This window comes from Exiguobacterium sp. s142 (assembly GCF_018618455.1).
GTDB classification, from domain to species: Bacteria; Bacillota; Bacilli; order Exiguobacteriales; family Exiguobacteriaceae; genus Exiguobacterium; species Exiguobacterium aurantiacum_A.
Genome location: NZ_JACSMB010000001.1, coordinates 63,397 through 76,992 on the forward strand (window position 1 = coordinate 63,397; position 13,596 = coordinate 76,992).

At 50.2% G+C, this 13,596-nt stretch carries 13 protein-coding genes and 1 pseudogene; 3 read left to right on the top strand and 11 right to left on the bottom strand.

What is annotated here, in order from left to right:
* Window positions 1-16: 16 nt before the first annotated feature.
* Both KNP77_RS00320 and KNP77_RS00325 read right to left on the bottom strand, forming a co-directional pair.
* Window positions 17-937, bottom strand: a complete 921-nt coding sequence (locus KNP77_RS00320) for an NAD(P)-dependent alcohol dehydrogenase (RefSeq protein WP_214887651.1) — start codon at window positions 935-937, stop codon at window positions 17-19.
* A gap of 29 nt (window positions 938-966) precedes the next feature.
* Complete coding sequence (locus KNP77_RS00325; RefSeq protein ID WP_214887653.1) at window positions 967-1,725, bottom strand: glucose 1-dehydrogenase; 759 nt, start codon at window positions 1,723-1,725, stop codon at window positions 967-969.
* Window positions 1,726-1,918: 193 nt separating this feature from the next.
* Here KNP77_RS00325 and KNP77_RS00330 point away from each other — a divergent pair, with 193 nt between their 5' ends.
* Window positions 1,919-2,785 (top strand): alpha/beta fold hydrolase, encoded by an 867-nt coding sequence (locus KNP77_RS00330; RefSeq protein WP_214887655.1) that lies wholly within the window; start codon window positions 1,919-1,921, stop codon window positions 2,783-2,785.
* Complete coding sequence (locus KNP77_RS00335; RefSeq protein WP_214887657.1) at window positions 2,775-3,314, top strand: hypothetical protein; 540 nt, start codon at window positions 2,775-2,777, stop codon at window positions 3,312-3,314. The genes KNP77_RS00330 and KNP77_RS00335 overlap by 11 nt, the downstream gene beginning before the upstream one ends.
* Window positions 3,315-3,347: 33 nt before the next feature.
* On the opposite strand, the gene KNP77_RS00340 is transcribed toward KNP77_RS00335, so the two are convergent.
* From KNP77_RS00340 to KNP77_RS00350, 3 genes are all read right to left on the bottom strand, one after another.
* The gene (locus tag KNP77_RS00340; RefSeq protein WP_131488576.1) at window positions 3,348-3,611 is read right to left on the bottom strand and encodes an excalibur calcium-binding domain-containing protein; all 264 of its coding nucleotides are present in this window, start codon (window positions 3,609-3,611) and stop codon (window positions 3,348-3,350) included.
* A gap of 421 nt (window positions 3,612-4,032) precedes the next feature.
* Window positions 4,033-5,487: a 6-phospho-beta-glucosidase BglA gene (gene bglA, locus KNP77_RS00345; protein ID WP_214887660.1), complete on the bottom strand. Its 1,455-nt coding sequence runs from the start codon at window positions 5,485-5,487 to the stop codon at window positions 4,033-4,035.
* Between the two features lie 12 nt (window positions 5,488-5,499).
* Window positions 5,500-7,389 (bottom strand): beta-glucoside-specific PTS transporter subunit IIABC, encoded by a 1,890-nt coding sequence (locus tag KNP77_RS00350; protein WP_214887663.1) that lies wholly within the window; start codon window positions 7,387-7,389, stop codon window positions 5,500-5,502.
* Between the two features lie 164 nt (window positions 7,390-7,553).
* Between KNP77_RS00350 and KNP77_RS00355 the strand changes: the two genes are divergently transcribed.
* Window positions 7,554-8,264 (top strand): GntR family transcriptional regulator, encoded by a 711-nt coding sequence (locus KNP77_RS00355; protein ID WP_070327925.1) that lies wholly within the window; start codon window positions 7,554-7,556, stop codon window positions 8,262-8,264.
* A gap of 465 nt (window positions 8,265-8,729) precedes the next feature.
* On the opposite strand, the gene KNP77_RS00360 is transcribed toward KNP77_RS00355, so the two are convergent.
* The 6 genes and pseudogenes from KNP77_RS00360 to KNP77_RS00385 form a co-directional block, all read right to left on the bottom strand.
* Entirely contained in the window at window positions 8,730-9,281 is a 552-nt protein-coding gene (locus KNP77_RS00360; RefSeq protein ID WP_214887667.1) for a hypothetical protein, read from the bottom strand.
* Between the two features lie 272 nt (window positions 9,282-9,553).
* Window positions 9,554-9,802, bottom strand: a pseudogene (locus tag KNP77_RS15930) (CPCC family cysteine-rich protein); the annotation flags it as partial.
* 61 nt (window positions 9,803-9,863) lie between these two features.
* Window positions 9,864-10,988 (bottom strand): hypothetical protein, encoded by a 1,125-nt coding sequence (locus KNP77_RS00370; protein ID WP_214887672.1) that lies wholly within the window; start codon window positions 10,986-10,988, stop codon window positions 9,864-9,866.
* A gap of 65 nt (window positions 10,989-11,053) precedes the next feature.
* The gene (locus KNP77_RS00375) at window positions 11,054-11,758 is read right to left on the bottom strand and encodes a hypothetical protein (RefSeq protein WP_131440686.1); all 705 of its coding nucleotides are present in this window, start codon (window positions 11,756-11,758) and stop codon (window positions 11,054-11,056) included.
* A 14-nt stretch (window positions 11,759-11,772) separates the two neighbouring features.
* Window positions 11,773-12,282 (bottom strand): DUF58 domain-containing protein, encoded by a 510-nt coding sequence (locus KNP77_RS00380; RefSeq protein ID WP_251138853.1) that lies wholly within the window; start codon window positions 12,280-12,282, stop codon window positions 11,773-11,775.
* Window positions 12,283-12,487: 205 nt separating this feature from the next.
* Complete coding sequence (locus tag KNP77_RS00385) at window positions 12,488-13,459, bottom strand: DUF2268 domain-containing putative Zn-dependent protease (RefSeq protein WP_214887676.1); 972 nt, start codon at window positions 13,457-13,459, stop codon at window positions 12,488-12,490.
* Between the last annotated feature and the right edge of the window lie 137 nt (window positions 13,460-13,596).

Below are 13,596 nucleotides of genomic sequence, written 5' to 3' on the forward strand. Positions count from 1 at the left end.
TGGACGAGAGACGATGTCATTCCTCATGCACGACCGACACGATGACATTTCCAACTTTCTGGCCGGCGTCCACATAGCGGTGCGCTGCGACGATTTCCTCCATCGGATAAATCGAATCGATGACGGCCTTCAGGTCTTCGGCTTCAAACATCTGATTCAACAGGGTCAGATCCTCTTTCCGTTCGCTTGCTACTCCCTGTCCGGCAACTGAACTGAACCGGCCTTTTTCCCCGACATGTTTACGAGCCATCCGTTTATCGATTTTTCCTGCCGCGTCAAACACAGCGTCGTACGTTGTCAGTTCGCTGTCATAGCCCTCTTTTGTATAATCGATGACGACGTCTGCGCCAAGGATTTTGACCAATTCGAAGTTTCGTTCCCGACAGACAGCTGTCACGTGAGCACCGAAATGTTTGGCGATCTGTACCGCGATGGAGCCGACTTCCCCGGAAGCTCCGTAAATCAATACGGACTTCGCCTGTTCGATGTTCACTTTACGCAAAAAATGAAGGGCTGTCGTTCCACCGAACGGAAGACTGGCTGCTTCTGAAAAGCTTGCGTGTTGAGGCATGAGCTCGACACATTTTGTCTCTTTGATGCACGCATATTCGGCATAGCCGCCAAATCGCATCCCGGTCAGCGCATAGACACGATCTCCCACCTTGAAGTGTTGTACGCGGCTGCCCGTCTCGACCACTTCACCTGCTAGGACGACACCTAAGACAGGCTGTCTCGGCGCTTTGAAGCCGACGACGACCCGCATCGGCAACTTGCCTGCTGACGGTACATCTAACGCACGAAGCCGGCGGTCCCCGGATTGAACGGCTGATGCGTGTACTTTAATTAGCAGTTCGGTTGCTTTCGGCACAGGCTTTTTAATCTCTTGAAGCTGTAACACATCCGGCGGACCATATGCGGTACAAATCACTGCTCTCATCGTGTACCTCCTCACAAGTCGCTTCTCTTTTAGCGGGCGGTCCAACCACCGTCTGCTTTCAAGACGTCCCCGTTGACGAAGCTCGAGTCACTTGAAGCGAGGAACAGCGCGGCGTTTGCGATTTGATCCGGTTCCCCCATCGGTGCTTCTCCTGCCGCTTGAATGGCGCGCATCCCGAGCTCGCTCGGCGCCGTGATCGTCGCCCCGATGTTCGTATTGACCCCGCCTGGTGCGATGGCGTTGGCCCGAATCTTGCCGAACGTGCCATACGTCGCGGCAATGTTTTTCGTGAGGCCGATGAGCGCGTGTTTTGATGCGACATACGCGGCCCCGCCTCGTGTCCCGAACAAGCCGCCGACCGAGGCGATATTGATGATGACCCCGCCCGACTCTTGCGTCTCCATCACGTTGATGGCGGCCCGGGCGATCTTCATCGGACCGGTCAAGTTGACGGCGATGACACGGTCCCACACGTCGTCGGTCACTTCACCGACCGTCATGAAGTTGTCCATGATGCCGGCATTGTTCACCAAAATATCGAGTGAGCCGAACTGGCTCGTCGCCGTCGCGACCATGTTGTCGATGTCCGCTTGCTTCGTCACGTTCGCGGCGATACCGACCGCTTCCCCGCCGGACGACTTGATCTCACTTGCGACCGCCTTGACTGTATCCCCGTTCATATCGACGGCGACGATGCGAGCACCTTCCGCGGCGTATAGCTTGGCGATGGCCCGCCCCATTCCAGAACCGGCACCGGTCACGAGCGCTGTCTTGCCTGATAGTTTCACACAGCATTCCTCCTTGGCTAAGTAGAAGACGACACAGCAAAACGACAAGTGCGGACTGAACACGTGTCAGTACTCTATACCCGAATTTTAAGTGACCTGCATGCTGTTATGGAAGAATGTTCTTCTTTTCGTACGATATCTCCTTTACAATGAAAGGAATACATATATTGGGATTTGAGGAAGGATTGATGACTTGGGACGATATGATGCGGAAGTGATCGGGAGCGGACCTCCGCTTTTGTTTCTACCAGCTGGGGGGTTCTCAGGAAACGAGGGACTGACGCTCGCTGAGGCGCTTGCCGACGACTTCGAGGTCCATCTGCTCGATCTGCCAGGATTCGGGCGTAGCGAAGGACTCAAAGGGAGAGTCACTTCTTTGGAGTTGGCGGATTGGGTGAACGGCTATATCGCAGAAGCAGGACTCGGCCTTGTCCATGTGAGCGGTCATTCGCTCGGGGGCGCGGTCGCCCTTGCGTTTGCCGCCCATTACCCTGAAAAGCTGGAGCGGCTCGTCTTGCTCGACGCCGGACATAAGCCGTTCCCACGAGTCCCGCTGCAAGAATATGGCGCGTTTGGACTCGTCGTCCCGCTCTTGAACGTAATCTACCGCATGCTTGGGTCGACAGCCGTCCGGAAAATCGAGGCGCGGTTCATAACGGACAAAGCGACAGAACCGATTTCAAATGAACAGTTCAAAGCGTTCTGCACGCAGACGGGTTTACCTGAGCGGAACGAAGTGCGACGGGCTTTAGAGAGTCCGGCCACACTAGGTCCCGGTGGAGTGAACTTACTGTTCGGCTACTACAACTTGGACATGATTCAGCTCATGAGGATGCTCCGCGTACCGACGCTTCTCGTCTACGCTGACTTTATCGGCGTGGACACGAAAGAAGCTGAATTGACGAAGTCTGCCGTTGCGAGTCTTCAGCAAGATCGACCTCCAGTCACCTATCAGTCCGTTCCCGGAGGTCACTTCGTTCATTGGAGTCCGGAGTTCCCGCTCGAGCGGGTGCGTCAGTTTTTATTATCAACACAAGGAGCGAGTTCTTATGAAGCGTAATCAACAGATTGTGCTCATCATCGTCGTTGTGTTGCTACTCTCTGCCGGGATTGTCTGGCAAGTGGAATCGACCGAGCAACCCGAATTATCAGCGACGGCCGAGCCCATCCTGGTCCATCAGGTCGCTGACCCTGAGATGACAATCCGTTTCTTCACAGAACGCTACTCAACGGACGAGCTGAGCGATGAACTGTTCATCGAAGGCATCGGCTTAGAGATTACCATCGACGACCGTGTCGAATCGGTCACGTCCCGCTCGCTGTCAGATGATGGTCTCACCTGGTCGGTCGACGGACGGACGTGCGGGGATGAGCCAGACTGTGTTCCGTTTGATATCTTATATGGGATGAATCATGGGACGACGACACGTGTCGTCGTCGAGTTGGACGGGGACCGCTTCGAGCCGGAATTAATGAAGACGAAATCCGGGAATGACGTCTGGTTTGTCGTCGTCGACCAAATCGAATCGATTGACGCCATCACCGGTTACGATGCTGCGGGAGACGTATCATACCGCTTCAATAACTAAATAAGAGATGGAGGACGACTGTCCCCTCATCTCTTAGCGTTCACAGGCAATCCCATCATTATCGCGATCTTTCGATTCGTTCGCTTTGTACAGCGAACTGTTGGCATACGGCTTGTATTTCGTCTTGCCGCCTTTGTTTTTGATGGTCTTGTTTTTCGCGACACCACCCTTGTAGGTTTTGTTGAGCTCGGTACAGTTTTTAAACTTTTTGGCAGCGGCATCAGCCGGATTCGCAGGAGCGAGGCTCAGCGTAAACAAAGCGAGACAGGCCACAGTTGCACGAAGCAGTTTCTTCATTCTTATTTCCTCCAAATTAGCAGACGATACGTCTAGCAGTTTTCATCATTATACGGTTGATTACGAGAAATATACCTCTTTTGCAAATATGATAAAGACAGAAAGGAACGTGTTTTATTATGGATTTGTTTATTTTAATGCAAGAGCGCGCGGTACCTCTGCTCGTGCTCACATTTTTCTTGGTACTGAATCTTGCATTCCTAATAGGGGTTTGGAAGAAACGGATCAACTTCTCAAAACTTTTTTGCTGTTCGCCAGCTCACTCGCTGTGGTTCTCATGATTTCATCCGTCATGCTCATCACATTTACGTTATTCTTCGGCTATAATCAGTGACTTTTGCAAATTCCTATTGCCGCAATATCTGTAGAAGGAATAAACCCACCTCTTTTTTTTGAAAGAGGTGGGTTTATTCATGGAAAATTATTTTGTCGCTTCGTATTCCAACGCTTCCCCGTTCGTCTCGATGACGTGCTTATACCAATCGAACGAGTCTTTCTTCATCCGCTCCATCGAGCCATTGCCTTCATTGTCACGGTCGACGTAAATCATGCCATACCGCTTCTTCATCTCGCCCGTCGTGAACGAGACGATGTCGATGATGCCCCACGGCGTGTAGCCGATCAAGTCGACTCCGTCATAAACGACCGCTTGTTTGAGCTGCTCGATGTGGGCCTTCAAGTAATCGATGCGGGCCGCGTCGTGAATCTTTCCGTCGATGATCTCATCGACGGCGCCAAAACCGTTCTCGACGATAAAGAGCGGGATCTGATAGCGGTCGTACAACCGGTTCAGCACGTAGCGAAGACCGACCGGATCGATCGCCCAACCCCAGTCGCTCGACTTGATATATGGGTTCTCGACACCGTTCGGCAGACCGCCGTTGACGATGTCGCCGCTGTTGTCGGCGACGACGTCGCTCTTCACGGTCGTCGACATGTAGTAGCTGAAACCGAGGTAGTCGACAGTCCCGTTCTTCAAGATGTCGTCGTCCCCGTCCAGGAACGGGATGTTGTAGCCTTCACGCTCGAACTCGTTCAAAGCGTAGCTCGGATAGAACCCACGTACTTGCACGTCCGGGAAGAAGTAGCGCTGGCGCATCATCTCCTCGGCGAGCATGACGTCGTCCGGGTTCGACGAATACGGATAGATCGGCACGTGCGATACCATCGCCCCGATCTCGAAGTCCGGGTTGATCACTTTCCCTTTCGCGACGGCGAGCGCGCTCGCGATCAACTCATGGTGACCCGTCTGATACATGACCTCACGGGCGTTCTCGCCTTCCTCGACGATGACGCCTGAGTTCGTCCAGAGGAAGAGCGGGTTGTTGACGTCCATCTTGTTATTGATCTCGTTGAACGTCATCCAATATTTGACCTTGTCTTTGTAACGGTCGAAACACACCTCGGCGAAGCGGACGAAATGGTCGACGACGGCCCGGTTACGGAACCCGCCGTACTCACGGGCGAGGTGGAGCGGCATCTCGAAGTGTGACAACGTGATGATCGGCTCGATGCCGTGCTTCAACAGCTCATCGAACAAGTCATCGTAAAACTTGAGCCCGGCCTCGTTCGGTTCGGCGTCGTCACCGTTCGGGAAGATGCGGCTCCAGCCGATCGACGTCCGGAGACACTTCAAACCCATCTCGGCAAACAAGGCGACGTCCTCTTTATAGCGGTGGTAGAAATCGATCGCCTCATGGTTCGGATAAAACTCGTCCGGCCCGACCTTGTCCGTGATTCGACGCGCGACGCCGTGGGCGCCGGCCGTCAAGACGTCAACGACGCTCGGTCCTTTGCCGTCGGCGTCCCAGCCGCCTTCAAATTGGTGAGCGGCGAGGGCGCCACCCCATAGAAAATCTTTAGGTAATGTCTTCATTATAGTTCCTCCTTATTTGTTCACAATCGTGAGCATCGGCTTCGTTGTGTCTGTCTCATCGCTTGGTTGAACGAGTACATCGGCGTAAGTCGAGCTGTTCGTCACGATGACTGGTGTGATACTTGATAAGTTATGGGCGGCAATCATGTCGCGATCGAACGTCATCAATACATCGCCCGCTTTGAAGCTGTCCCCATCTTTGACGTGGACAGTGAACGGTTTCCCATCGAGCGTCACGGTGTCGAGGCCGATGTGAATCAAGAGTTCGATCCCTGAGTTCGAACGCAGTCCGATTGCATGTTTCGTCGGTGCGACCATGACGACTGTCCCGTCGAACGGTGCAATAATTTCATTCCCGTCTGGTTCGACGGCGTAACCTTTCCCCATTGCACCCGAGCCGAACACGTCGTCCGGGACATCACTCAAGGCGATGACTCGGCCTGAGAGCGGTGCAGAGATCGTTTCTTCTTGGACGACCGTCGCGCTCGCTTCCGCTGTCGCTGGCGTCGCCAATTCTTCATTTGCCTGTTTGGCAGTGTCTTCCCCGAAACCGAAGATTTGAATCAAGACGACCGGGAGGATGATGGCAATCGCCGTCCCGATCAACAGTCCCCAAATCGATGTCGGCACGTCTTCACTGATTCCGTTCACAAGAGTGAGTGGACCCGGGAGTCCGGCGTAGGCGAAGTAATATGGGTTGAAGAAGCTGGCGACGATGGCACCAATCGCTCCCGAGATACATCCGAAGATGAACGGTTTCTTAAAGCGGAGTGTCACCCCGTAGATAGCAGGCTCGGTAATCCCGAACAGCCCAGTGATCCCAGCCGAGACACCGACTTTTTTGACTTCCTGACTCTTCGCTTTCAAAATGACACCGAGAACGGCACCGACTTGGGCGATGACGGCGATCGTCTGATACGCTTGGAACGAGTCACGGCCGTATAAGTCGAAGTTTGCGAGCACCATCGGCGTCACGCCCCAATGGACCCCGAAGATGACGACGACTTGCCAGAGCCCCCCGATGATGGCGCCGGCGAGCAACGGCGCGTTTTCAGCTAAGAAGTTATAGCCGTTGGCGATCCCGACCGCACCCATCGTCGTGATTGGTCCGATGACGAGGATCGTGAGCGGCACCATGAGCACCAAACTGAAGAACGGCACAAATAGAGGACGAATGACCTCATTCATATGCCGGTTCAAGAACCGCTCGACGTAAGACAAGATCCAGACGAGGAAGAGCGGTGGCAAGACCGATGACGTGTACGTCGTACCGGACAAGGCAATCCCAAGGAAGCTGATCGTCTCCCCTGACGTGATGCGTGCCGCCATCTCGGCCCATGTCGGACTGACCAAGGCCGCACTTGCCGCGACGGAAATGAACGTGTTCGTCTTGAAGTGTTTTGATGCCGTGATGGCGATAAAGATTGGTAAGAACGTGAACGGTGCCCATGAGATGAAGCTGAACACTTCGTACGTTCCCGTCTCGGCGAAACCTTCGAACAACAATGTCGTTAAAATGAGTACCCCTTGCAAAATCCCGGCTGCCGCTAAAATATAGATGAACGGCGCGAACACCGCGGACATCGTCGCGATGATCCGGTTGAGTATCGTTCCTTTTTGGTCCGCCTCCGTTTCAGTGCCTTCGATTTTTACGAGCTGCGTGAACTCCTCGAACACTTCTCCGACGTGCTGTCCGATGACGACCTGGAACTGTCCGCCCGTCTCGACGACCGTGATGACGCCTGGCATCGCCATGACACGCTCTTTCGCCTGCGGGTTTGACCGCTTCAAGACGAGACGAAGCCGTGTCGCACACCGGGCTGCGTTGATGATGTTGTCTTCCCCGCCGACAGCCTCCAAGATGTCCTTGGCGAGTTTTGAATAATCCCGAACTTTACTCAAGTGAATACCCTCCTTTTTTCATAACGCTTACATTTTGTACACCCTTACTATAATTGTACCGGTACAATTAATCAATAACGATACAATAAAAAAGTTTGTGAACGTTTAGCAAACATGTGTGTGGTATAATGAAGGCAACATTTTCAAGTAGATGAGGGATGAACGTGCTAAAATACCAACAGATTGCAGCAGAGATCGAACAGTACATCAATCAACATGATTTGAAACAAGGCGATAAACTTCCCGTGCTCGAACAGTTGATGAGCCAATATGCCGTCAGTAAGAGCACGGTGACGAAAGCGCTCGAACTGCTCGAACGGCGTGGGGTAGTCTTCCAACTTCGCGGGAGCGGCATCTTCGTCCGGCGTCATAACCGCCCGGGCTACATGAGCCTGTTCTCGACGCAAGGGTTCAAGAGCAATCTCGGCGACCGCGTCTTGACGTCGGACGTGCTCGACGTCTCGGTCACAAAACCTGACGAGACAGTTGCGCAGAACCTCGGGATCGACGTGACGGACGACGTCTATCACGTCGAACGGGTCCGCTTCGTCGATGGCGAGGTGCTTTGTCACGAGGAGTCGTATTACGTGAAGCAAATCGTCCCGTATTTGAACCGGGAGATCGTTGCCGACTCGATCTTCGATTATGTCCAGAGCGCGCTCGGCGTCACGATCGGCTTCTCCGACATGTACATGCAGGTCGGTCGGTTGAACGCGACGGAAGCCGGATACCTCGGCTTGCAGGCGGACGACCCGACGCTTCGCATCGAGACGATCTTTCATCTCACGAACGGGAAGCCGTTCGACTACTCCCGTATCACCTATCATTACGAGCACTCGCAGTTCGTCGTTCAGGCGAACGGGCCGTACATGTGAAAACACCGCTCCTACGCATTGGCGTAAGGGCGGTGTTTTTGTATAACCGTAATCTATTTGGACTGTACTTGAGTCAGGTGTCGATACGCATCGACTGAATACGAATCAATCTTACACGTCTCATTTATATGAGTATGTATCTCCGTTTTGGTAGGGAAACTGTATGGGCTGAATACGATATCACATGAGGCCTGGGCGATGTGATGCAATAGCTGTTCGACAACTACATACACTTCAGCCAAGTGTTCCGGACTCAATCGGACGTCCGGGGTGACGAGATAACTGACATGAATCACGTTTTCTTTTGATTCAAAAATAGAAGCCTCATGTTCAGAAAACCACGGATAATCGGTGAGATCACTCCGCCTTCTCTCATCTTTGATGATGAGGAATGCGTCACTCTCGTCGAGTTGCACTCGCCAAACTTCACTATCGATTGATTTGAATTCTCTAAGTATGTTCAAGTCAACTCTCCCCAGACGGATTTTCGAGATACATTCCGATATTCAAAAGCTGTTCTTTCAGGTGCTGAAGATTTATATTCGTATGAATCCCCATCAAATAATCGTATCCGATAAACACTTTAAACGGTTCATCTTTATGATGCGATTCATTCCCAACGAGTTGCGCATAAAGCTCTTCTCGCAACATCAAGCGAATCATATGTTCGATTCTCCACCCAGTCAGCACAGTTCCTTTCTTTACCCGTTTATACAAATCTCTCGTTTTTGCAGTATAAACGATTTCCGAAAGGTCAGGCCGTTGAATTTCATGACGTGAAAGTCGACCTCGCTTCTCAATATAAGACACTCTTAGGGAAATCACATTGCAATGCTTCATGATCCACTTGACCGAGGTCACATAGGCATCTTCAACTCTCATGTACTCTTCAAAGTGAAGCGTGATGCCTTCAAACGACTTTCCGATATCAGAAATGGCTGTCCATTCATCCTTTTTGTATCCATAGGGCTCGTCTCGAAAAGCGGGATTGTATTTGGTTATTCTATATCGGTACATAACTTCACCTGATTTCTGTATGTTCTCTTACTCTAAATGCCAAACAAGATCAGCGAGGTATAACCTTATGGCTTGATGCGTTGTGTAGTTTTCGAAACAGTCTCTTATTCTTCAGACTGAACAAATTTTCCGCCAAACGTCCATCCATTTTGTTTCAACATTTTTTCAAACTGTTCATTGAACCGGTTGATATCAATAGGCTTATTCTTTTTTCGATGCAAGACTACACCATCGATTAATAAGGAGGGTGACATCGACGGATTCGCTTCCCATACGGGTTTCCATGTCGCGTCCTTTTCATATTCTCTCGATGGACGATCGCCGACCAACTGTTCCTCGGAAAACCCGAAACGAATCACATTTCGCTGCGCCGTTCGTAAAGAAACACCGTTTGCCCCTCCCCAATCGTCGGGGCCTACGCTATCATCCTCCCAAAAGCAGTTCGGACAAATCAAAAACGTTCCGGGCGGCTTTTCCTCCAGCGTTTTGTAACCACAACAGAGACACGTATATGTTTTCATTTGTACAGCTCCATTTCGTAAAAAATATGCAACAAGCAATGTAAAAACACTGCTTACTACTTCAAAACCGCTTAATCACTCCGTTCACATGGTCGAGAAAGTGATACACGTCGTGCGCATCATACGCCAGTGCGAAGTTTCCGAAGATATGAGGATGATACTCTCCCATGAACGTTTCAAGTGTCTGTACAGATGTAGGGGATGAGAGGGACTGCCAAAACCCGCTTGCTTTCAGATTGCCGAGCTGGGGCAGCAGCTTGTCTTTAATCAACTTCTTCCAGTCGTCATCATGAAGCGTCAATCGATACACTTTCTCCCTCGGGCCGAACGTTCCTCCGAGACAGAACGTCAACTCGATTGGAAACATACCCTTTGTCACGTGGTGAAAGAACGTCTCATAATCCGCTGTGTCAATCGACTCAACGGATTCGATTGTCGTCCCTTGGAGTGTCAGTCCCTCACGGTAATAGCTCACCAGCAAATCCGTTTCATTTGAGAACGTGACGACGTCTTGGCGATGTTCGTCACGGGAAAGTGTCAGCCATGGGGCGATCGTCTCATGATTATGAACGATTCCGGATGTGACAGAATCCTCTTCTAAGCGTTCAAACGAGAAACGATGTCTCTTCGGCAACAGTACCTTTGTTTTCCGCTCCACGCGTAACGGGAACTCTGCGTCGGCGAGATGTCGGTAAATTAGGCGATTTGCTTCTCCCTCTTTGAATGCATGGCTCGGTAAAATCAGCATCTCTGTCTGATGATAGAGGATTCGACAAAGTTTCAAGTCCGGCTCTTTCTCGTAGTCCGTAAAACATGTCGCGATGTCCGAGACGTCTAGCGTCACACGAGTGATTCGGTCTCTCTGTTTACACACCTCAATCGGATGCATCCAGACATACACCGTCTCAACGACCCCAGATGATGCGGCATCGACATAGACGTCTCGCGTGAACGGATGCAAGATGAGGTAACGTAGTATCGTTACATCGGTAAAACCCTTATCGATCTGTATGTCATCCGAATGAAATGAAAAGATGTCAGCATCTTGTCGACGAATCGAGCGATACACCTCATCAAGCCTTTGATCATAGACTTGGTCGAATTCATAACGGTCGATTTTCCATAACGTCCCATCGTTCGAACGTGATAATCTTTCCGTCTTTTGTTCAAATTTATCCGTGTCCACTGCGTGTCGACGCACAAATAAAGCCGTGGTCGCGTCAACTTCACGTAACCACGGACGTTTCACATTCACCTTTTCCATCGCCTCCGGTAAAAAAGATAACCGAGCGGGAGTCCCGTCAACAACGCGAGTCCAATCATCCGAAAAGATTTCGGCTCTATCGTCTGAACGTCACCTGAACCACCAGTAAGGGCATCCTCCACAGAACCTTGATCGTTTGAATGTGTTTCGACCAAGAGTTTCTGATACATCTCGAGCGTGATCGTGTCTCCGCTGATGAACCGTTTCGCATCGGTCGTCATGGCGGTCAACGTCTCCCCGTTTAAGTCAAACCAGGCATTCTCTTGAGCAGAATGGACGAGTGAGCCGGACACATCAGCTAAGGCAATGGCCAACTCGTCGCCATACCCGAACGTGGAGAAGGCGAAAATGCCCGGTTCTTGCTCCCACGTACCGATGACGTTTCTCGGCTCCCCATCTTGTAGGACGGCTGATACGTACTCCTTGCTCGAGACGAACGTACACATTTCGTCCAACGAATAACAGGATTGCGCGGCAATCAATACTTCATGGAGCGGACCGAACGAGACGGTGCGACTTTCCGTCAAGTGATAGTTACTCGGGTCGTCTCCTTCGATATGGTCGAGGACGATTGACTCGAAATGTTCTTCAGCGAAACGCTCCGCGGATCGTTCTGTCGGCGCCGCAGCTGCCGACGTAGCACCGAGCGTGAAGACCCCGGCTAAAGCGAATGTTGTGATCAGGCGGAACATGTTTCTTTCTCCTTTCAACCGACAGACATTTGTTTTAGGAATGACGCATCAATCCGAATCAGTTCCGCATGTGGATGTTTTTGGCGCTCGATGATTCGGCCAAACCGTTTTGAGGCGACGAATCGATTCGACTCGTGAATCCACGCCAGGCGCACGAGTGCGAGGCGCAACTGCTTACGACCGTCACTCATCCGAAGGTGATCGACTTTATTATCAGCATCTAGGCGATTGATGAACAGCTCGACTTTACACTCTTCCTTCACCAAATAGGATACCAGATAAGCGGCCTGTTGAATCAACTCTTCGTAACGGGCGTGGAGACCATTCCCGAGCGGACCGCTCAAGTCAAGCATCAATGTGAACATATCGAGGTTTTGGCGCTCATATACTTTCGCCTGTAGCTTCCCTGTCTTGGCTGTAGCGACCCAGTCAATTTGTTTCACCGGCTCTTGCTCATATTGTTTTGAGCTTTGGATCATCAACGGGTCGTGGAGCGGTGAATGTTTGACGAGTCGGTCCCCCATCCTTACCAGGCGTGAATCGGAAGTAGATAGGTCGCTTCGTCACGAAGTTGTAGGGAATGCACGCGCTGATTTTCGTCAAACATCACCCTTCATAATCACAGCTCAGTAATCCTTCCTTTAAACAAAAGCCCCCAATCAATAGAGCGAACTGATTGGGGACCGGGTATCACGACTGCGATACTGGAAAATCATGTGACTTGTTTCGTCATTGCTGAAGAATCTCTTGATATTTGTAGCCCTCTAAGATTTCATGATCTTCTTTGAATGTCCAATCTTGAATCGAAAGCTTTGGATTTGATTCTAAGTAATGGTTGAGAATATCTTTTCCTAAAATATAGTTACTCCAGCGAGGAAGATTCTTTTGCTCATTACCGATAACAAAATCGTTAAATGTTGTTTCATAATCATTAACAAGGTTGGCTACATGCTCCTTCGTCTTCTCATCCATTGGTTCATGCCAAGGAGGTGAGACGCCTTTGACAATTCGATCTGCAAAAGCATCTGCTTTCCCTTCTAATATGACAGAATTTAAAACCGAACTAACCATAAAGTTTGGTGTGTCGCGAAGAATCAAGTGATGATATTCATGTGCAGTCGCATAAGCAAGGATATCTTTATCGAAGTCTTCATTCAGATAAAAGACAAAAGTATCTTTATATGCATTTCCACTAATCCCACCCAGTGACTCACCGATAAATGCAAATTCTGAATTGATTGGTACGAGAAAAATCGTACTTTTCTTTTTAGGAAGTGCCTGATGGGAAGCGATGTAAGTTTTTATAATCATTTCTTCAATCTCACCATGTTTGCTCATCAGCACATCGATTCGATTTAGGAGTTGTTGCTCATAGGATGTCGATTTCATCAAAAAGTTGCCTTTCAAATCCGCTGTTCCGAACTTCTCCTCTTCTCCAATCTTCCCTATGTAATCGAGAACAAATTCTCTAAAAAATTTCTTTTTCTGTTCTGAATCATTCGTCTCTAGAGATGCCTCCAAATACTTTTGATACTGTGTGTAAAGTGGCACGATTTTTAATTCACTATCGTCGCTTATTTTTATAGTCTTAGGCTGCACGTTAACGTTCTCTTTTATAGCTTCGACATTTTCTTTGTCACCAATGTATGCCGATAAAAGAATCAAAGGAATACAAAGTAGAAGAAGTGTGAATCTTTTCAACTGAACGACCTCCGTCTCTTTTTAAACCATCAAACATTTATCGTGAGCTTTTATCATGATGATGTTTTTTCTCTTCGAAAGACTGTGTAGTAAAGATTATGAGTCATCTTCCTTTTACATGTTAAATTGTACCATAT